This is a genomic window from Amorphoplanes friuliensis DSM 7358 (assembly GCF_000494755.1).
Classification (GTDB): domain Bacteria; phylum Actinomycetota; class Actinomycetes; order Mycobacteriales; family Micromonosporaceae; genus Actinoplanes; species Actinoplanes friuliensis.
In genome coordinates, this window is the sequence record NC_022657.1 from 7,636,573 (window position 1) to 7,654,829 (window position 18,257).

The 18,257-nt window shown below is 70.6% G+C and carries 19 protein-coding genes; 14 read left to right on the forward strand and 5 right to left on the reverse strand.

What is annotated here, in order from left to right:
• The first annotated feature begins 31 nt into the window (after positions 1-31).
• From bioD to AFR_RS35155, 3 genes are all read left to right on the forward strand, one after another.
• A complete protein-coding gene (gene bioD / locus AFR_RS35145) occupies positions 32-763 on the forward strand; it encodes a dethiobiotin synthase (protein ID WP_041843149.1) in 732 nt (243 codons plus the stop codon).
• Positions 763-1,230 (forward strand): GNAT family N-acetyltransferase, encoded by a 468-nt coding sequence (locus AFR_RS35150; RefSeq protein WP_023561586.1) that lies wholly within the window; start codon positions 763-765, stop codon positions 1,228-1,230. Before bioD ends, AFR_RS35150 begins: the two co-directional genes overlap by 1 nt.
• Positions 1,231-1,322: 92 nt before the next feature.
• Positions 1,323-2,612, forward strand: a complete 1,290-nt coding sequence (locus AFR_RS35155; protein WP_193786334.1) for a hemolysin family protein — start codon at positions 1,323-1,325, stop codon at positions 2,610-2,612.
• Here AFR_RS35155 and AFR_RS35160 read toward each other — a convergent pair.
• Together AFR_RS35160 and AFR_RS35165 are read right to left on the reverse strand one after the other, a co-directional pair.
• Positions 2,609-4,915, reverse strand: a complete 2,307-nt coding sequence (locus AFR_RS35160; RefSeq protein WP_023561588.1) for a glycoside hydrolase family 65 protein — start codon at positions 4,913-4,915, stop codon at positions 2,609-2,611. The two genes, AFR_RS35155 and AFR_RS35160, sit on opposite strands and share 4 nt — an antisense overlap.
• A complete protein-coding gene (locus AFR_RS35165; protein WP_023561589.1) occupies positions 4,908-5,798 on the reverse strand; it encodes a PfkB family carbohydrate kinase in 891 nt (296 codons plus the stop codon). The genes AFR_RS35160 and AFR_RS35165 overlap by 8 nt, the downstream gene beginning before the upstream one ends.
• 138 nt (positions 5,799-5,936) lie before the next feature.
• Here AFR_RS35165 and AFR_RS35170 point away from each other — a divergent pair, with 138 nt between their 5' ends.
• The 5 genes from AFR_RS35170 to AFR_RS35190 all read left to right on the forward strand — a co-directional run bounded on the left by AFR_RS35170 (position 5,937) and on the right by AFR_RS35190 (position 9,211).
• Positions 5,937-6,515 (forward strand): GAF domain-containing protein, encoded by a 579-nt coding sequence (locus tag AFR_RS35170; RefSeq protein WP_023561590.1) that lies wholly within the window; start codon positions 5,937-5,939, stop codon positions 6,513-6,515.
• Between the two features lie 48 nt (positions 6,516-6,563).
• A complete protein-coding gene (locus tag AFR_RS35175) occupies positions 6,564-7,472 on the forward strand; it encodes a diacylglycerol/lipid kinase family protein (protein ID WP_023561591.1) in 909 nt (302 codons plus the stop codon).
• Positions 7,473-7,637: 165 nt separating this feature from the next.
• Positions 7,638-7,850: a hypothetical protein gene (locus AFR_RS35180; protein ID WP_148308174.1), complete on the forward strand. Its 213-nt coding sequence runs from the start codon at positions 7,638-7,640 to the stop codon at positions 7,848-7,850.
• A gap of 110 nt (positions 7,851-7,960) precedes the next feature.
• The gene (locus AFR_RS35185) at positions 7,961-8,827 is read left to right on the forward strand and encodes a hypothetical protein (protein WP_023561593.1); all 867 of its coding nucleotides are present in this window, start codon (positions 7,961-7,963) and stop codon (positions 8,825-8,827) included.
• A gap of 9 nt (positions 8,828-8,836) precedes the next feature.
• On the forward strand, positions 8,837-9,211 hold the full coding sequence (locus tag AFR_RS35190; RefSeq protein ID WP_023561594.1) for a hypothetical protein: 375 nt from the start codon (positions 8,837-8,839) through the stop codon (positions 9,209-9,211).
• A 1,157-nt stretch (positions 9,212-10,368) separates the two neighbouring features.
• Here the strand turns inward: AFR_RS35190 and AFR_RS35195 are convergent.
• Complete coding sequence (locus AFR_RS35195) at positions 10,369-11,499, reverse strand: MBL fold metallo-hydrolase (protein WP_023561595.1); 1,131 nt, start codon at positions 11,497-11,499, stop codon at positions 10,369-10,371.
• Between the two features lie 119 nt (positions 11,500-11,618).
• Between AFR_RS35195 and AFR_RS35200 the strand changes: the two genes are divergently transcribed.
• From AFR_RS35200 to AFR_RS35220, 5 genes are read left to right on the forward strand one after another with little or no spacing between them, the layout of a single operon-like run.
• Positions 11,619-12,197: an LURP-one-related family protein gene (locus AFR_RS35200; protein WP_023561596.1), complete on the forward strand. Its 579-nt coding sequence runs from the start codon at positions 11,619-11,621 to the stop codon at positions 12,195-12,197.
• A 23-nt stretch (positions 12,198-12,220) separates the two neighbouring features.
• Positions 12,221-13,717, forward strand: coding sequence for a deoxyguanosinetriphosphate triphosphohydrolase family protein (locus AFR_RS35205; RefSeq protein WP_023561597.1), 1,497 nt, complete (start codon positions 12,221-12,223; stop codon positions 13,715-13,717).
• Positions 13,718-13,769: 52 nt separating this feature from the next.
• Positions 13,770-14,321: an ATP-binding transcription factor AbmR gene (abmR, locus tag AFR_RS35210; protein ID WP_023561598.1), complete on the forward strand. Its 552-nt coding sequence runs from the start codon at positions 13,770-13,772 to the stop codon at positions 14,319-14,321.
• A gap of 36 nt (positions 14,322-14,357) precedes the next feature.
• Entirely contained in the window at positions 14,358-15,113 is a 756-nt protein-coding gene (locus AFR_RS35215) for a HipA family kinase (protein ID WP_041843152.1), read from the forward strand.
• Complete coding sequence (locus tag AFR_RS35220) at positions 15,110-15,487, forward strand: DUF3037 domain-containing protein (RefSeq protein ID WP_023561600.1); 378 nt, start codon at positions 15,110-15,112, stop codon at positions 15,485-15,487. The genes AFR_RS35215 and AFR_RS35220 overlap by 4 nt, the downstream gene beginning before the upstream one ends.
• Here AFR_RS35220 and AFR_RS35225 read toward each other — a convergent pair.
• Positions 15,476-15,835 (reverse strand): hypothetical protein, encoded by a 360-nt coding sequence (locus tag AFR_RS35225; protein WP_023561601.1) that lies wholly within the window; start codon positions 15,833-15,835, stop codon positions 15,476-15,478. The genes AFR_RS35220 and AFR_RS35225 overlap by 12 nt on opposite strands.
• A 248-nt stretch (positions 15,836-16,083) precedes the next feature.
• Positions 16,084-17,031 (reverse strand): SDR family NAD(P)-dependent oxidoreductase, encoded by a 948-nt coding sequence (locus AFR_RS35230; RefSeq protein ID WP_041841380.1) that lies wholly within the window; start codon positions 17,029-17,031, stop codon positions 16,084-16,086.
• A 98-nt stretch (positions 17,032-17,129) separates the two neighbouring features.
• On the opposite strand from AFR_RS35230, the gene AFR_RS35235 reads away from it, so the two are divergent.
• The gene (locus AFR_RS35235) at positions 17,130-18,197 is read left to right on the forward strand and encodes an ATP-dependent DNA ligase (protein WP_023561603.1); all 1,068 of its coding nucleotides are present in this window, start codon (positions 17,130-17,132) and stop codon (positions 18,195-18,197) included.
• Positions 18,198-18,257 lie beyond the last annotated feature (60 nt).

The window sequence follows — 18,257 nt, forward strand, 5'->3', positions numbered from 1 at the left end:
CGAGCCCGCCGCGCGGCCCGCGCAGCGCCCGGTGGAGGCCGGTGAGTGGCGGGGCATCGTGCTGGTCACCGGCACGGACACCGACGTCGGCAAGACGATCGTCACGTCGGCGATCGCGGCCTCCGCCCAGGCCGCCGGTCTGCGCGTGGCGGTCGTCAAGCCCGGCCAGACCGGGACGGCCGAGGGCGGCCCCACGGACATCGACCGCGTCACGCACCTGGCCAACCCGCACACGACCCGCACCCTCGCGTCGTACCCGGAACCGCTCGCCCCGCTGGCCGCCGCCAAGATCTCCGGGCTGGCGCCGCTCGAGCTGTACGAGGTCGTGGACGCCGTCCGCGCCGAGGGCGAGAAGCACGATCTGGTGCTGGTGGAGGGCGCCGGTGGCCTGCTGGTGCCGATGGGCGTACGCCCCTCGGGTGAGGCGTGGACCGTCGCCGACCTGGCCACGACCCTGGGTGTGCCGACGATCGTCGTGTCGCGCGCCGGGCTCGGCACGCTGAACCACACCGCGCTGACCCTGGAGGCACTCGAGCGCCGCGGTGTGGCGGCGAAGGTGGTGCTGGGGGCGTGGCCCGCCGAGCCGGAGCTGGTGCACTGGGCCAACCTCACCGAGCTGGTCCCGCACCTGGTCGGCGCGCTGCCGGACGGTGCCGGCGGCATGGAGCCGGGTGTCTTCCAGCGGTCGGCGCCGGGCTGGCTGACCCCGGCCCTCTACGGCGTGCTGGACGACTGGCGCGTCTGGGCCGACGAGGTCAGTTGATGGAGATCAGCATCGTGGCGGCCGCTCCCGCGGACGCCGGTGAGGTCCTCACCGTGCAGCGGGCCGCGTTCCTGGCCGAGGGCGCGCTGAACGACTCGTTCACGCTGCCGCCGCTGACCGAGACGCTCGACGAGGTCCGCGCCGCGATCGATGACACCGGCCTGGTGTTCCTCGTCGCCCGGCAGGAGCACCGCCTGGTCGGCTCGGTGCGCGGCCGCGTGACCGACGGCACCGGCCACGTCTCCCGGCTCTCGATCGCTCCCGATCTGCAGGGCCAGGGTCTCGGACGGCGCCTGATGACCGCGATCGAGCAGGCTCTGGCCGGACAGGTCCAGCGGTTCGAGTTGTTCACCGGTGCCACCAGCGCCGCCAACCTGGCGCTTTACCACAAACTGGGCTATGTCGACTGCGGCTGGGGTCCGGGGGCGGCCGCTGCGGGGATCACGTACCTGGAAAAGAGGGTTTGAGCAGGTTTTCCCGCCTGCCGCCGCGCGGCCGTAACCGACTGTCGCTAGCCTGTGGAATTCGTGATCCAAATGCCTGAGGGGCTGGGACTGTCGTGGATGGCATAGGCGGGCAGGTCTTGCTCGTGCTGGTGCTGGTGTTGGTGAACGCAGCCTTCTCCGGCAGCGAAATGGCCCTGGTGTCCTTGCGCGACAGCCAGGTGAACAAGCTGGAAAGGCAGTCGCGCCGCGGCCGGGTGCTCGGGCGGCTGACCCGTGACCCGAACAGGTTCCTGGCGACCATCCAGATCGGCATCACGCTGGCGGGTTTCCTGGCCTCGGCGGCCGCCGCCGTGTCGCTCTCGAAGCCGCTGGTGGAGCCGCTCGGTTTCCTGGGTTCGGCCGCGGAGCCCGCCGCCATCGTCGTCGTCACGATCGTGCTGACCTTCGTCACGCTGGTGATCGGCGAGCTGGCGCCCAAACGCATCGCGATGCAGCGCACCGAGGGCTGGGCCCTGCTGGTGGCCCGGCCGCTGGACATCCTCTCGACGATCTCCCGGCCGGCGGTGTGGCTGCTCAGCGTCGCGACCAACCTGCTCGTGCGGCTGGCCGGTGGTGACCCCAAGGCGCAGCGCGAGGAGGTCAGCACCGAGGAGATCCGCGACATGGTCGCGGCCCAGCAGGACTTCTCGGTCGAGCAGCGGACCATCATCAGCGGCGCGTTCGAGATCGCGGACCGGATCCTGCGGGAGATCCTGGTGCCCCGCCGCGACGTGCTGACCCTGGCGACCGGCCTGGCCGCCCCGGAAGCGCTGACCCAGCTGATCGCCGGTGGCCACTCCCGCGCGCCGGTGGTCGGCCCGGCCGGTCTCGACGACGTTTTCGGGGTCGTGCACCTGCGTGACCTGGTCGGCGCCCAGGGGCCGGTCGATCTGGTGGCGCGGCCGGGGCTGTTCCTGCCCGAGACGCTGCGGGTGTCCGACGCGCTGCGGCAGATGCGGCTGGAACGCCACCAGCTCGCCCTCGTGGTCGACGAGCGCGGCGCGATCGACGGCATCATCACCATGGAGGACCTGGTCGAGGAGATCGTCGGTGAGATCTACGACGAGACGGACCGCGACGTGCAGTCGGTGGTCAAGGAGGCCGACGGCGCGCTGCTGATGCCGGGCTCGTTCCCGATCCACGACCTGCCGGACATCGGCTTCGACAACTCGGTGCCCGACGAGGGTGATTACACGACCGTCGCCGGGATGGTGCTGGCCTCGCTCGGGCACATCCCGACGGAGCCCGGCGAGGTGGTCACGCTGCCGCAGTTCACCGCGGAGGTCGTCGAGGTCACCGGCCGCGCGATCACCCGCCTCCGGCTGCGGGCGCTGCCCCGCGAGGAGCCGGAGGACGAGGACTAACGGTCGAGGGCGTCGCGGCGGCGGGCCGGTGCACGGCCCGCCGGAGCCGGTGGCGCGGCTTTCTCCTCGACCGGCGGCAGGTCCAGCGTCACCGTTGTGCCGGCCTTCAGGTCGACGGGCTCGCCGTAGTGGTGGAACGACAGGTCCTCGTCCGTCACGGCGTACGTGACGGTCGTCGGGGTGACCGTGACGTGGAGCCGGCTGTAACGCCACCGCAGGCTGAACTTGAGACGCGGCAGGTGGGACGGAAGCCGCGGGGCGAAGGACAGCTGCCCGTCGTGGTCCCGGAGGCCGCCGAAGCCCTGGACCAGGGCCATCCAGACGCCCGCGCACGCCGCGATGTGCAGCCCGTCACCGCTGGCCTCGCCGCCAGCCCGCAGGTCGAGCAGCGCCGCCTCGGCGAGGTAGTCGTGGGCCAGCTCCAGATATCCGGTCTCCGCGGCCAGCACGGCCTGCGCGGGTGCGGACAACGACGAGTCCCGCACGGTACGCGCCTCGTAGTACTCGAAAGCACGCGTCTTCTCGGCCGGGGTGAACGCGTCGCCGCGCAGCACCATCGCGAGGACGAGGTCGGCCTGCTTGACCACCTGGCGGCGGTACAGGTCGAGGTACGGGTAGTGCAGCATCAGCGGGTAGTCGTCGTCCTTGGTCGAGGCGAAGTCCCACTCCTGCAGCCGCGCAAATCCGGCGTGCTGCTCGTGCACTTCGCGCCGGTTGTCGTACGGGAGGGCCAGATTGTCAGCCGTCTCCTGCCAGGCCCGGGGCTCGTCCGCGCTGACGCCGAGGTCGCGGGCACGCTCGGGGAAGAGCTCGCAGTACTGCGCCGCACCCCGCAGGTTCCGCTGCGCCATCAGGTTGGTGTAGATGTTGTCGTCCACGAGCGCGGTGTACTCGTCGGGGCCCGTGACACCGTCGAGGTGGAAGACACCCGCGTCGTCCTCGTGGGCGAGCCGGCACCAGAGCCGCGCGGTCTCGACCAGTATTTCGAGCCCGGCCTCACGGACGAACGTGTCGTCGCCGGCCGCCGCCGCGTACCGCAGGACCGCGTCGGCGATGTCGGCGTTCACGTGCAGCGCGGCCGTGCCGGCGGGCCAATATCCGGAGCATTCGGCGCCGCTGATCGTGCGCCACGGGTAGGTCGCACCGGCCAGTCGCAGCTCCGCGGCGCGTTCCCGGGCGGCCGGGAGGGCGGCGTGCCGCCAGCGCAGCGCCAGACCGACGCAGGCCGGATGGGTGTAGGTCAGCACCGGCAGCACGTACGACTCGGTGTCCCAGAGCATGTGCCCGTCGTAACCGTTGCCGGTCAGGCCCTTGGCGGCGATGGGGTGCGGCCCGGCCTGCGCGCCGGCCTGGAGCACGTGGAAGAGCCCGAACCGGACGGCCTGCTGCACCTCGGGATCACCGTCGAGCTCGACATCGGCGCTGTCCCAGAAGTCGTCGAGATAGTCGCGCTGCTCGTCCAGGAGCGTCTCGAAGCCGGCCCGGACAGCCTCGTCGCGGTCCCGCACAGCGGTCCCGGCCAGGTCGTCGTCGCTGTCACCGGTACCCCACGCGTACGCGACGAACTTGTCCAGCCGCAGCGGCGTACCGGGGTGCACGACGGTCGTCAGGGTGAACCGGATGCGGTCCTCCTCGGCGGACACCTCCCCCGGTTCGGACACGTGGGCGACCGACGAGGCCACGGTGATCCCGCTGCGCCGGGTGCGGTGCACCAGCACGTCGTCGGAGTGCGACAGCGAGCGCAGCGGCGCGTGGAGGACGGCCGATGCCCGGGGATCGTCGCGGGGCTCCGGCTGCTCCTCGTTGGCGAGCAGATCGGAGTCGAGGCGGATCCGGACGGGCCGGTCCAGCGCCTCGACCTCGTACCGGATCGCGGCCACCGACGGGTGCGGGAAGGACACGAGCCGGGTGCTGGTGATCCGGACGGGCCCCCACTCGACCTCACGGTGCAGCGTCCCGGCCCGCAGGTCCAGGCAGCGCTCGTGCCGCCGCAGGTCGCCGGTGCGCACGTCGAACGGCTCGTCGTCGACGGTCAGCGTGACCAGCTTGCCGTTCGGCGCGTCGATGATCGTCTCGGTGCGCTCGGGGAAGGCGTACCCGGCTTCGGGGTAGGTCAGGTCACGGTGCTCGTACAGGGAATTGAGGTAGGTCCCGGGCATGCCGAACGGCTCGGGTTCGTCGAGGTTGCCGCGCAGGCCGACGTGCCCGTTGGCGAGGGCGAAGACGGACTCAGCCTGGCGCAACTCGTCGGGCAGGCCGATCTCGCGGACCACCCACGGCTCCGCGGGCCCGATCTCACCCATCGGCGGAGACCTGCAGACCGGCGAGAGAAGGACGACCGCTGACGTGCGTGACCGTGGCGCCCGAGGCCGCGACCGCCCAGCGGGCCGCGAGTGAATAGTCCTCGCCGCGCAGCAAGGAGGCCGTCAGCGCGGCGGTGAAGGCGTCACCCCCGCCGGTGGTGTCGACCGGCTTGCCGCCGGTGAGAGGCAGACGCACGTGACCGTCCTTCCAGACGAAGAGGTTGCCGTCCTCGACACCCAGCGCGAGCAGCCGCGGGCCGTCGTCGAGCAGGCGCCGTGCCGCCGCGGGCGTGACAGGTCCGTCCAGCAGCAACCGGGCCTCCTGATCGTCCGCGCGCACCACGTCGGCCGCCGCGAGCAGCTCGTCCCGGTGCTCCTCCGGCACGCCGTCGAGCACCACCAGCCGGCCCGCGTCGTGCCCGATCCGTGCTGCGGCCAGCGCGGCCGCGGCGGGTTGCTGCAACTGCACGAGTACGGCGTCAGCCCCGCTGATCACGTCTCGCGCCCGTTCCACGTCGCGCACGGTGAGCAGGACCTCCTCGCTGAGATGCTGGACATAACGCCACTGGCCGTCGCTGTCGAGCAGTTCGACGATCAGGCCGGTGAGCGCGCCGGGGCGGCGTACCACCGCGGTGACGTCGATGCCGTCGCGCCTGGCCTGGTCGAGCAGCACGTCGCCGATGATGTCCTCGCCGGCCACCGCCACCAGCCTCGGGACTACCCCCAGCTGGGCCAGTCCAACCGCCTGATTGGCGCCCTTGCCGCCCAGTTGCTCGCGCCGGTCCGTCGCATCCGCCGCGGCACCGGTGTCCGGGACGGCACCGACGGACAGGACGAGGTCACGGGCGAGTTGCCCAACTACGGTCGCTACCGGAGGTTTCATACCTGACAGTTTGTGCGACATTCGCGCCCGCGGCGATCATCGGCCGGAATTTGACGGGCACGGCCATTGCGGACGCCCAGGTCACTTTCACTAGGCTCTCAGTGACCGCGAGCGATCATTGCGTGAGGTGGTTCCCCCGTGACGAACAGCAGCCCGGTGTCGGGTCAGGCCTTCGAGTACCTCGACAACGTCAGCCCCGAGGAGCAGCGCCGGCTGGAGGCGGTCCGCCGCTACCGGCTGGTCGACCAGCCCGTCGAGGACGCGTACGACCGGATCGCGTTTGTCGCCGGCGCCATCTTCGACACCCCGATCGCGACGGTGTCCCTCGTGGAGCAGGACCGGGTGTGGCTCGCCGCCTGCCAGGGCCTCAGCGGTGTCCGCGAGGTCGGCAAGGAACCGGGCCTGTGCGCCTCGGTCATCGCCCAGGACGACGTCTACGTGATCAACAACGCGGCTGTCGATCCGCGTACGCTCGAGCACCCGCTGGTCCGGGGCGAGCTCGGCCTGCGCTTCTACGCCGCGGCCCCCATCCGCACCCACGACGGGTACCGCCTCGGCACGGTCAACGTGATCGACAACCGCCCGCGGGACGCGTCGAAGCGTCAGCTCACCGCCCTGGAGCACCTCGCGGCGATGGTCTCGGACGAGCTCGAGCTGCGCCTGATGGTGATCCGCAGCGCCGCCGCCGAGCAGCGGATGCGCGAAACGGTCCACTGAGAGGGCCGGTGCGCGTAGGAATCGGCGGCATCGGGTAACGGCGGTCCCATGCGGACCCCCCGGAAGATCGCTGTTGTCGCCCACCAGCGCAAGACCCTGGGCGGCGGGCTCGACGAGCTGCGCCGCCTCATCACCGACGAGGGCGTCGACGAGCTCGACTGGCACGAGGTGCCCAAGAGCCGCAAGGCCCCCAAGCAGGTACGCAAGGCCCTCGCGGGCGAGCCGGACCTGCTGATCGTCTGGGGCGGCGACGGCATGGTGCAACGCTCGCTGGACGCGCTCGCCGGCACCAAGGGCGGCGCCAAGGTCCCGGTCGGCATCATCCCGGCCGGTACCGCCAACCTGCTGGCCACCAACCTCGGCATCCCGCACGACCTGCACGAGGCCGTCCGGATCGCCTTCCACGGCGCCCGCCACAAGCTCGACCTCGGCATCCTCAACGGCGAACACTTCGCGGTCATGGCCGGCATCGGCTTCGACGGCGCGATGATCCAGGACGCCGACGGCAAGCTCAAGGACCGCCTGGGCAAGCTCTCCTACGTCTGGACCGGCCTGCGCCACCTCGACGGCCCGGCCCCCAAAGCCAAGATCAAGGTGGACGGTACGAGCTGGTTCTCCGACGACGCGAGCTGCGTCCTGGTCGGCAACGTCAGCAAGGTCACCGGCGGCATCAAGGCCTTCGACGACGCCAAGCCCGACGACGGCTGGCTCGACGTCGGCGTCGCCACCGCCCGCAACGCCGCCGACTGGGCCCGCACCATGAGCCGCATGGCGGTCGGCCGCTCCGAGAACTCCCCGTTCGTACACATGACCCGCGCCCGCCGCATCGACGTCCGCCTCGCCGAACCCCTCACGTACGAGTTGGACGGTGGCGCCCGCGAGGCCGTCAAACGCATCCGCATCGACGTCGCCCCGGCGGCTGTCAAGGTCTGCGTACCGGAAGAGCGAATCGGATAAGCGACAGAAGGTAAGAGTCAGACCTGTGGCCGTAAATCCTGTTTATGGTCGTTAAGGCCCATCAATCCCCTGGCTGTCAGCGGTTGCCCGACCCCACACTGAGGGCGTCGGGCACCGCTACGAGACCCCAGGGGGATGGCCATGCCGTACCACCAGAGTTCCGCAGTGAGCGTCGCAGCAGTCATGACCGCAGCCACCGTCATCGTCATCGGGTACCGCCTCGGCCGCGCCCATGCGGCCTGGCGGGACCTCCGCTCCGCCAAACGAGACATCCCCGCGAAGCGCAAGCTCGCCTGGGGACACACCCGGCCCCTCGTCTGGGGAGCATTGTTCCTGCTGGGAACGTTCGTCGCCGCCGCGTACGACGCAGCCCACTGACCGGTCGTGACCCTTGATGCTGTCCGGCCCTACGGGCCGGACAGCACCCGTCGAGGGTTCTGACCCGAGAAGGTCTGGCCGGGGGCGGACCAACCTGACAGAGTGCCGGAATGATGTGGACGGCACGACCCGACGAGGTCACCGCGCTCGGGTCGATGCTGGACCGGACCTACGCCGAGGTGGCCGAAGCCGGCCACCGTCCCAGCACACTGGACCGCCCACGACTGCTCCGCCAACTGGACCTGTGGACCGACCACCTGCTGCCCGCAGTCGCAGCAGCGAACGCGCCGCTGCGCACCCGCCGGGCGGCCGGCCTTTCGGTCTGGCACACCATGCACGCCTCCGACCCGGACAGCGAGCAGTGGCTGCGCACCAACGTCGCCACCGTGCCGGCCCGCACCCTCGGCCCTCAACTCACCAGGCTGGTCGATGCCCAGCTGCACCTGATCCGCAGGCTGCAAACCATACGCCGGGCCGAGAACGTTCGCCGATGCGAGCTCGCAGCGATCGGTGCCCTGTGCGCCGGCCTGGGCACCGACACGATCCGCATCGCGTCGGCTGTCGCCCGTTCGGAACACGCCGCCGAACGCCGCCTGCAAACCCTGCTCGACGCCACCCTTTCAGCCCTCCCCGCAGCACCCGGCCCCCGAACGCCGTCACCGCAACGCATCACCGTAGGCACCGCCGCCACCCTCTTTGCTGGTCTCGACGTCACCCGCCTACGTCTCCTCGAACACACCGACCGAACAGTCCTGCACCTCGAAGCGCACCGCCCGGCCGAAGCCCGCGACACCCTGGTCATCCTGGTCCTCACCGATGCAGAAGACCCCAAGCCCCTGGACATCCCCGAGGACGGCATCACCCTGACCGCCGCCCCGCAGCTGACCGCCACCGCCGACGACATCGACCTGACACTCCCCCTGACCACCGGCGAATGGACAGTCCAGGCCGCCGCCGGCACCTGCTACACCGACTAACCTGCCCCCATGTGCCGGTACGCCGAGACCACCTACAAGGTCCACTACGTATGCGTCCCGTGCCGCCGCAGCAGCAAACTCCCCTGGGACGACCTCGACCACCCGTGCCCCCGCTGCCGCAAGCCCATGATCCCGGCGGGCCACGACTTCGCCGCACCCCGGCACCGCGACACATCCGCCTGGATCGCCGTGGCCGCGGTGCTCGCTGAGGGACTCCGCTACGACGGCTTCGAAACCTGCGGCTGCGCGCGCCAACCAAAGTTCCGTCCCCGCACCAGCCCCCAGATCCGCCAACGCCGCCGCCTCGCCACCCGCCGCGGCCTCCCCTTCGCCACCCTCCTCACCACCCGCGACCCCTACGACACCCCACCGCCAATCAAGTAGGGCCCCGTAGCACGCTGGGAAGACCCAACTCCAAGGAAGTCGGGCCTACACCGCGCCCAGAAGCCCCAACCTCACTGAAGTAGGGCCGACAACATGCTGGGACGGCCCAACTTCAACTAAGTAGGCCCTACAACACACCCGGAAAACCCAATCTCGCTGAAGTGGGCCCACAACGCGCCCGGAAGGCCCAACTTCACTGAAGTTGGGCGCGCTCAACTCGGCAGGCGCCGCCCGCCTCAGCGGTGTGACCGTCACCTGAGAGCTGGGAGACGACGGATCGCCGCGACCAGAGCGACATGTTCTGGACGCCGTCATCGGCACCACCAGCCACAACGCCGGCCGCCGAACCTGCCCAGCCACCACTGGCAAACCTCTCCCCGCTGCCCGCCCGCCATCGCTGAGCCGCCACGCACCCGGCGACCTGGACAAGATCCGGATGCCCCACCAGAGCCCCGACTCCAATGAAGTCGGGCCTACAACACGCTGGGAGGCCCAACTTCAACGAAGTCGGGCCTACAACGCACCAGGAAGGCCCAACTCCAATGAAGTAGGGCCTACAACCCACCCCGAAGGCCCAACCTCACCGAAGTTGGGCCTACACCACGCTGGGAAAGCCCAACTCCAACGAAGTCGGGCCTACAACGCACCCGGAGGGCCCAACCCCAACGAAGTAGGGCCCACACCACGCTGCGAAAGCCCAACTTCAACGAAGTCGGGCCTATTACCCACCCGGAAAGCCCAACCTCACCGAAGTTGGGCCCACAACACGCTGGGAAGGCCCAACTTCAGCGAAGTCGGGCCTACGACGCACCCGGAGGGCCCAACTTCGCTGAAGTTGGGGACCCGGCTCGGTAGGCGCCTGCCCGACGCCGGCGTCATCGACACTGCTGGACCTGACGTGATCGTGGCCGGCAACGCCGGCCTCAAGACGCCGCGGTGCCGGAGATCGGCGGTTGGGGAACAGCGAAGCCCCCGCACCACTTCGGTGCGGGGGCTTCAGAAGCACGGACCTGCCAGGGTGCGGGTGGCCATGAGCCGCCAAGTGCGCCTCGGCCGGAGCGACGGTCAGACCCCAGCGACCACGACATGCCCTGGACTTAGGTCTCAAGAGTGCGCCTCGGCCGGAGCCACGGTCAGGCAGAACGACCCGGCAAGAATCAGGCGATCTGCTGCCACCAGCCGTCGACGGCCGGCGGGTTGTCCACGTCGACGCGTTCGCCGGGCCTGGGGACCGCCAGCTTCACGTCGCGGGCCTTGGCTTCGCGCCACGCGCGGTCGGCAGGTTCGGGCCAGTCGTGGAGGGCCAGGTTGAACGTGGCCCAGTGCACCGGGATCATCAGGCCGCCCTGGACGTCGACGTGGGTGGCGACGCCGTCTTCGGGGAGCATGTGGATGTCGGGCCAGGCGTCGCCGTAGGCGCCGATCTGGACGAGGGTGACGTCGAAGGGGCCGTGTTCTTCGCCGATCTGGGCGAAGCCCGGGAAGTAGCCGGTGTCGCCGGAGTAGAACGCTTTGCGGGTGGGGCCGGCGATGACCCAGGACGACCACAGGGTTTCGTCGCGGGTGAAGCCGCGGCCGGAGAAGTGGCGGGCGGCCGTGGCGGTGAAGTCGATGCCGGCGACCGTGGCGTTTTCGTTCCAGTCGAGTTCGATGATGCGGGTGGCCGGTACGCCCCAGCGCTCCAGGTGAGCTCCGACGCCCAGCGGGACCAGGAACGGCGCTGCCTGGAGGTCGACCAGGTTGCGGATCGAGTCCATGTCCAGGTGGTCGTAGTGGTCGTGGGAGATCAGCACGGCGTCGATCGGGGGGAGTTCGCGGAGGGCGATCGGCGGCTCGTGGAGGCGTTTCGGGCCGGTCAGGCGGGACGGGGAGCAGCGTTCGCTCCAGACCGGGTCGATGAGGACGCGGCGTCCTTCGATCTCGATCAGGGCGGACGAGTGGCCGTACCAGGTGACGTGGAGGCCTGAGGCGTCGCCGGGCTCGGGGCGGATCACGGGGATCGGGGCCGAGGGGTGGCGGCGGTCGCGGTCGGTCAGCGATGCGGCGACGATGCGGGGCATGGCTGCCGCCGCGGGCTGGACCGCCGGGACCGTGTTGACGAACTTGCCGTCCGCGAACTGCGGGGAGCGGCGGTAGCGCTCGCCGCGCTCGCCGTCGGCCTTGGCGCCGATCTTGCGGGAGCCCATCTGGAGCGGGACGTCACGTGCGGCCCACACCGCGGCGGCTCCCAGAGCCAGGGCGATCCATGCCCCGGTGCGCCCCCGACGGCTGTTTGCCTGTTTCGCCATGCGTCATTCCTCCGTGTCAGTTCAGTCCCGATCGCCAAGTCTGACCGCCCGCGGGCGCGTTGCGCCAGCGTGGTGCTGTGGATCTCCTCAGGGAAGCGCCGATATGTCACACTGCCGCCGTGACTGTCGACACCCTTCAGACCCAGCAGCAGCTCATCGTGCGTCAGCGCCTCCGATTGATGGTCAACCAGTACGAGGTCCACGCCGTCGGTCCCGACGGGTCCGAGGCCGGTGTGCTCGCGTTCGCCCAGCAGAAGCGGATGGCGTTCAAGGAGCAGGTGACGCTCTACACCGACGACACCAAGAGCACTCCTGTTCTCGGCTTCAAGGCCCGTCAGCGTCTCGACCTGGCCGCCACCTACGACATCACCGACGCCGCCGGTAGTCCTATCGGCCTGTTCCGCAAAAACTTCAAGGAATCGCTGCTCCGCTCGACGTGGCACCTCGAGCAGCCCGGGTACGGCGAGATGGTCGGCCGTGAGACCAACATGACCGTGGCCATCCTGCGCCGGTTCGTGGACTCGCTGTCGTGGCTGCCGTACCACTTCGAGTTCCTGCTCAACGACCGCCCGGCGTTCTCGGTGGTCAAGAAGTGGGGCCTGCGGGACAAGTACGTCGTCACGATCCACGACCCGCAGCTGGACCGCCGTCTGGTCGCCGCCATGGCGGTTGCCCTGGATGCTCTCCAGTCGCGCTGACCTGATGCATTAGCGTCGGGCGCATGGACGATCCCCGCGCCCGGCGCCTCTTCGGTGACAGTCTTGTCGCCCCCGGTGATCTTGCCGCCAGCCCGTTCCGGGTCGACCGGGACCGGATCGTCAGCTCACCGTTCTTCGCCCGGCTCGCCGGCGTCACCCAGGTCATCAGTCCCGGGGGCGCCGGCCTGCTGGTGCACAACCGGCTCACGCACAGCCTGAAGGTCGCGCAGGTCGGCCGGGCCATCGCCGAGCGGCTGCTCCGCGACCAGCACTTCAGCGACGTGCTGGAGAAGCTCGGCGGCTGCGACCCGGACGTGGTCGAGGCGGCGGCGCTCGCGCACGACCTGGGACATCCGCCGTTCGGGCACCTCGGTGAGCGTGTCCTGGACCAGCTGGCCCGGCAGCGGCTGCGCCTGCGGGACGGCTTCGAGGGCAACGCCCAGTCGTACCGGATCGTCACCAGCACGGAGATCCGTGGCGAGGCGACGATCGGTCTGAACCTGACGGCCGCGACCCGGGCGGCGATCCTCAAGTACCCGTGGACGCGCCGCACCCATCCGGCCCCGCACCCGCGCCACCTGGACCCGCCGCCGCGCGGGGCGGCCGCACCCCCGGACGACCCCGACGGTGGTTCGCTGAAGTTCGGCGCGTATTCGACCGAGGTCGAGGACATGGTCGAGGCGCGGCTCCCGTTTGCCGGCCGGGTCGCGGACTGGCAGCAGACGGCCGAGGCCTCGGTGATGGACACGGCCGACGACATCGCGTACGCGATCCACGACCTCGAGGACGTCCACCGTGTCGGTGTCCTCCAGCAGGGTGCGGTCGCGGCGGAGCTGATGGCCTGGCAGCGGTCCTCGTTCCGGGACGTGCCGGACGAGGAGCTGGCCCTGACCCAGCGCCGCCCCGGCCACGCGATCGAGGCGCTGCGCCGCCAGCTGCACCGCAAGGACAGCTGGGTCAGCAACGACGAGGCGTTCGCCGCAGCCGTCGAACAGGTACGCGCCGAGCTCGTCGACGGCCTCCTGAGCGCACCTTTCGACGGCTCCCTGGAGGCGGAAGCCCAGGTCGCGGCGTTCTCGGCGACGTGGACCCGGCGTCTGGTCGAGTCGATCGAGGCCACCGGGTCACCGGCGGTCCGCTCGGGTCACGTGCTGCTCGCCCCGGTCCAGTGGCACGAGGTGCAGGTGCTCAAGTTCGTGCAGAACAGGTTCGTCCTGGCCCGCCCCGACCTGGCGCTGCATCAGCGCGGTCAGGCCCGCCTGCTCAGCAACCTGGTCGAGGCGCTGCTGGCCTGGCTGGCGGACCCGGCCGAGACCGAACGCCTCCCCCGCCGCATCCACGACCTGGTCGAGCTGGCCGAGGCGGAGTTGCCCGACGGCACCCCCGACCGGGTGGCGCGGGCCCGGGGCCGGGCGATCGTCGATTACGTGGCCGCTCTGACCGACAGCCAGGCGGTCGCCCTGATGGAGGCGCTGTCCGGGCGTACGCGTCAGCTCTGGACCGATGCCTTTGTCCTCTGACAGCTGAACGGCCACCATGGCACTACGGCTGCAACGGTGTAAGCATGTAATCATGCGCTACCGCCCGCCCTCCGGGGCTCGTACCGAACCGCCACCCGCCGACGACGCCGCCGCCTGGATCACCGGGGCCTCCCCCGACGGCTGGTTCACCGAACCGCCCGAGGTGATCGTCGACCGCGACGAGATCATCATCTGGGGCCGGGTGCCGACGCCCGAGCTGAGCGCCGACGCCACCGAAGCCGACCGGGCCGCCGCCCAGGCCGGCCGCATCCACCAGTTCCGGGAGGACACCCGCGACGACCGGATCAAGGTCGCCCTGCAGGTCGAGCACCGGTACCAGCGCAAGGTCAGCTGGGGTGTCCGCTGCGGCGACACCCAGGACCTCTTCACCCACCTCTCCGCACCGGTCATGACGCGCCTGCGCCAGCCGGAGCGGCAGGTGCTCGACACCCTCGTCGACGCGGGTGTGGCCCGCAGCCGCTCCGAGGCGCTGGCCTGGTGTGTCCGCCTGGTCGGCGAGCACACCGAGGACTGGCTCACCGAGCTCCGCTCCGCCATGACCAAGGTCGAGGACCTGCGCCGGCAGGGCCCGGCCACCGCCTGACCGCCGGGCCCCGGGCAGCCCGCTAGGGTGATCGGCGTGCTGCCCGAGGTCACCGCCATCCGTTACGTCACACCGCTGCGCGAGGGCGGGTCGCTGCCCGGGATCGTCGAGGCCGACAACCTCGGTACGTACGTGGTGAAGTTCCGCGGCGCCGGGCAGGGTCCCAAGGCCCTGGTCGCCGAGGTGATCTCCGGTGAGCTGGCCCGGCGGCTCGACCTGCCCGTGCCCGAGCTGGCCGTCACGCACCTGGATCCGATCGTCGCGCGCGCGGAGCCCGACGAGGAGGTGCAGGAGCTGATCAAGGCCAGCGCGGGGGCCAACCTCGGGATGGACTACCTGCCGGGGGCGCTGGGCTACGACCCGGTGGCGCATCCCGTCGAGGCTCGGCTGGCGTCGCGCACGCTGGCCTTCGACGCGTTCGTGGAGAACGTCGACCGGAGCTGGCGCAACCCGAACCTGCTGGTCTGGCACGGCGAGCTGTGGCTGATCGACCACGGCGCCACGCTGTACTTCCACCACAACTGGCCGCGGGCCGAGAAGGTCGTGCACCGGGCGTACAAGTGGGACGATCACGTGCTGCGCCCGTACGCGACGGAGCTGGCGACCGCCGGGCCGGAGCTCGCCGCCCAGCTCACGCCGCAGGTGCTGGAGGAAGTGATCGGTCTCGTCCCGGACGAGTGGCTGGAGGAGTTCGACTTCGCCACCGCCGACGAGGCCCGCGCGGCCTACCTCGGTCACCTGCGGGAGAGGGCCGCGGATCCCTCGGCCTGGCTGCCGGGAGCGGCAGCATGAGGATCCCGTACGAGTACGCGATCATCCGTGCCGTCCCCCGCGTCGAACGGGGTGAGCTGATCAACGTCGGCGTGATCCTCTACTGCCAGCGGCTCGACTTCATGGCCGCCCGCACGCACCTGCACGAGGGCCGGCTGCTCGCCCTCGACCCGAACGCCGACCTCGACGGCATCCGCGCGTCGCTCAAGTCCTGGGAGATCACCTGCGCCGGGGGTGCGGACGGCGGCGCGGCCCGGGAGATGAAGCTCGGCGAGCGGTTCCGCTGGCTGGTGGCGCCGCGCAGCACGATCCTGCAGGCGGGACCCGTACACATGGGTCTGGCGGTGGATCCGTCCGCCGAGCTGGACCGGCTGGTGGAGCTGCTAGTCCGGTAGGGCGTGCCGCACGCCGACGACGCCGGGCATCCCCTGGACCTCGTTGACCAGCGCCGGGAACGCCCCCGGGCTGGAAAGACCGACCTCGTAGAGGTACGGCAGCGTCGGGCCGATCTTCGGGTCGAGCGGCGCCCGGCCGCAGTAGGCGCGACGGAATTCCGGCGAGAGCGGGTCGTAGTAGAAGTTGCCCGGGCCCGCCGCCATCACCCGGAAGATCGCGGCGTCGATGTAGTTGCGCTGCTCGGGCGTCGACTCCTGGGTCACGTAGACGACGGCTTCGCGGCTGAGACGGGTGTCCGCGGCCGGCGGCTCGGCGGGCAGACCGGCCGGACGGCACGCCGCGGGCAACAGGCCGGCGAACGCGATCCGAGCACCCGCACGAGCACCCGGCGTCCCGGCAGCATCAGGCCGTCCCGCTCGGCCCAGAAGGAGACGGTGTGCGACTCGGTGATCGTGTCGGGCCGTCGTCGTCCTCGAACTCCAGGTCACCGCGCAGCTTCCAGCCCGCCGCTTCCAGGCGAACTCGCCGATTGTGAGGCCCCGCAGGTCGTGCACGGGTCATGCCGGGGAGTGTGCACCCCGCCCCAGGGGGAGACTCAAGAGCGTTTCCAGAGGCGGACGCCGGCCACGACCGTGGTCGAGGCCAGGACGGTGGCCGTGGCCGCGGCTGCCGCCACCGCGCCGCGGCCGAGCCGGAGGGGGCCGCCTTCCACCCGCGGGGCGGGCGTGAAGATGTTGCCCTGCTGCGGGGAGACGCGGCGGCGGCTCAGGCCGAGCCGGGTGATCATCGAGCCGACCAGGGCGTCGTAGACCGGGGGCATGGTCTTGAAGCCGAACTCGATCAGCCGGTTGGTGGCACCGACGGAGAGTTCGCGGCGGGGCTTGTTGGCCAGCTTGAGCACCGCGGCGGCCATCCGCTCGGCGGTGTCCACGGGCGGCGGCGGGCGTCCCACGAACCCGGCGTAGTTCGCGGCGCTCGTGTAGATCGGGGTGTTCACGCTGCCGGGCACCAGCTGGCAGACGTTGATGTCCCGGGCGTCCCGGGTCTCCTGCCGCAACGCCCGCGACAGGGCCCGCTGGCCCCACTTGGCCGTCGAGTAGGCCGACATGTACGGCACGGTGATGTGTCCCAGGAGGGAACCGCAGAGGATCAGCGTGCCGTGGTTCTGGCGGCGGAACTGTCGCAGAGCCGTCCGGGCGACGTTGGCGGAGCCGAGGAGGTCGGTCGTCACGACCTGGTCGAACACCTCCGGTGGGAGGTCCTCGAACCGGCCGTAGGCCATCACCGCGGCGGTGTCGACCCAGACGTCGATGCGGCCGAACCGGTCGACGGCGGCCTCGGCGAGCTCGTCGACCTCGGCACGCACGCTCACGTCGGTCGGGACGACGAGGGGGCTCCCGCCGCAGCTCGCCGCGACTTTCTCCAGGTCGGCCAGGCCGCGCGCGGCGAGCACCAGCCGATCTCCGCGGGCGGCGAAGGCCAGCGCCGCGGCCCGCCCGATCCCGCTGGACGCGCCGGTCAGCACCACCACACGTGAGGTCATGGCCCCTGGCATACCCAGCGTGACGTCTTTTCCTCAAGATCGGGCGAAGCGGTGCCGACGGGACGCAAAAGATGCTTCTGAGCAGGCAGACTGGGCCGATGGACCTGCCGATCAACCCGCCCGTCAAGCCGATGCTGGCCAAGCCCGTCGCCGACATCCCGCCGGGGCAGCTCTACGAGCCCAAGTGGGACGGTTTCCGGTCGATCATCTTCCGCGACGGTGACGAGGTGGAGATCGGCAGCCGCAACGAGAAGCCGATGACCCGCTATTTCCCCGAGGTCGTGCAGGCCGTGCTGGCGAACTTCCCGCCCCGGTCGGTGATCGACGGCGAGATCATCGTCGCCGACACGGCCCGCAACACCCTCGACTTCGAGGCGTTGCAGCAGCGCATCCACCCCGCGGCGAGCCGGGTCAAGCTGCTTTCCGAGCAGACGCCGGCCGGTTTTGTGGCCTTCGACCTGCTGGCGCTGGGTGACGAGGATCTGACCACGCTGCCCTTCGCCGAGCGCCGCGCGCGCCTCGAGCAGTGCCTCGCCGACGCGAAGCCGCCCGTTTACGTCACCCCGGCCACGGACGAGCTCGAGACCGCCCAGCGGTGGTTCGCCGAGTTCGAGGGTGCCGGCCTGGACGGCCTCATCGCCAAGGCCAAGGATCTCGAGTACGTGCCGGACAAGCGCGTCATGACCAAGATCAAGCACAAGCGGACGGCCGACTGTGTCGTTGCGGGGTACCGCGTGCACAAGTCGGCGGAGAACCGCATCGGCTCGCTGCTGCTGGGCCTCTTCGACGAGCGGGACGTGCTGGTCTCGGTCGGTGTCATCGGCTCGTTCCCGATGGCGGTCCGCGAGGAGCTCTTCACGGAGATGCAGCACCTGGTCACCACGTTCGAAGGACACCCGTGGAACTGGGCGGCGCACGAGCAGGGCGAGCGCACCCCGCGCAAGAACGAGGTCAGCCGCTGGAACAACGGCAAGGACCTGTCCTTCATCCCGCTGCGGCCGGAGCGTGTGGTCGAGGTGCGCTACGACTACATGGAGGGCCTGAGGTTCCGGCACACCGCGCAGTTCGAGCGCTGGCGTCCCGACCGGGAGCCGCGCTCGTGCACCTACGAGCAGCTCGAGCGGCCGGTCCGCTTCAACCTCGCGGACGTGCTCACGAGCCGCTGACGCCGGTTGTCAGACAGCTCGCGTAGCCTCGTGCGTGCAAGAGCCGATCGAGAAAGGCCG

Bases quoted from the DNA above. Each gene is read 5' to 3' on its own strand.
- abmR (WP_023561598.1), top strand. From the start codon at position 13,770: ATGCGCTACCGCCCGCCCTCCGGGGCTCGTACCGAACCGCCACCCGCC.
- AFR_RS35190 (WP_023561594.1), top strand. From the start codon at position 8,837: ATGTGCCGGTACGCCGAGACCACCTACAAGGTCCACTACGTATGCGTC.
- AFR_RS35175 (WP_023561591.1), top strand. From the start codon at position 6,564: ATGCGGACCCCCCGGAAGATCGCTGTTGTCGCCCACCAGCGCAAGACC.
- AFR_RS35150 (WP_023561586.1), top strand. From the start codon at position 763: ATGGAGATCAGCATCGTGGCGGCCGCTCCCGCGGACGCCGGTGAGGTC.
- AFR_RS35220 (WP_023561600.1), top strand. From the start codon at position 15,110: ATGAGGATCCCGTACGAGTACGCGATCATCCGTGCCGTCCCCCGCGTC.
- AFR_RS35235 (WP_023561603.1), top strand. From the start codon at position 17,130: ATGGACCTGCCGATCAACCCGCCCGTCAAGCCGATGCTGGCCAAGCCC.
- AFR_RS35160 (WP_023561588.1), bottom strand. From the start codon at position 4,915: ATGGGTGAGATCGGGCCCGCGGAGCCGTGGGTGGTCCGCGAGATCGGC.
- AFR_RS35185 (WP_023561593.1), top strand. From the start codon at position 7,961: ATGATGTGGACGGCACGACCCGACGAGGTCACCGCGCTCGGGTCGATG.
- AFR_RS35205 (WP_023561597.1), top strand. From the start codon at position 12,221: ATGGACGATCCCCGCGCCCGGCGCCTCTTCGGTGACAGTCTTGTCGCC.
- AFR_RS35165 (WP_023561589.1), bottom strand. From the start codon at position 5,798: ATGAAACCTCCGGTAGCGACCGTAGTTGGGCAACTCGCCCGTGACCTC.
- AFR_RS35195 (WP_023561595.1), bottom strand. From the start codon at position 11,499: ATGGCGAAACAGGCAAACAGCCGTCGGGGGCGCACCGGGGCATGGATC.
- AFR_RS35230 (WP_041841380.1), bottom strand. From the start codon at position 17,031: ATGACCTCACGTGTGGTGGTGCTGACCGGCGCGTCCAGCGGGATCGGG.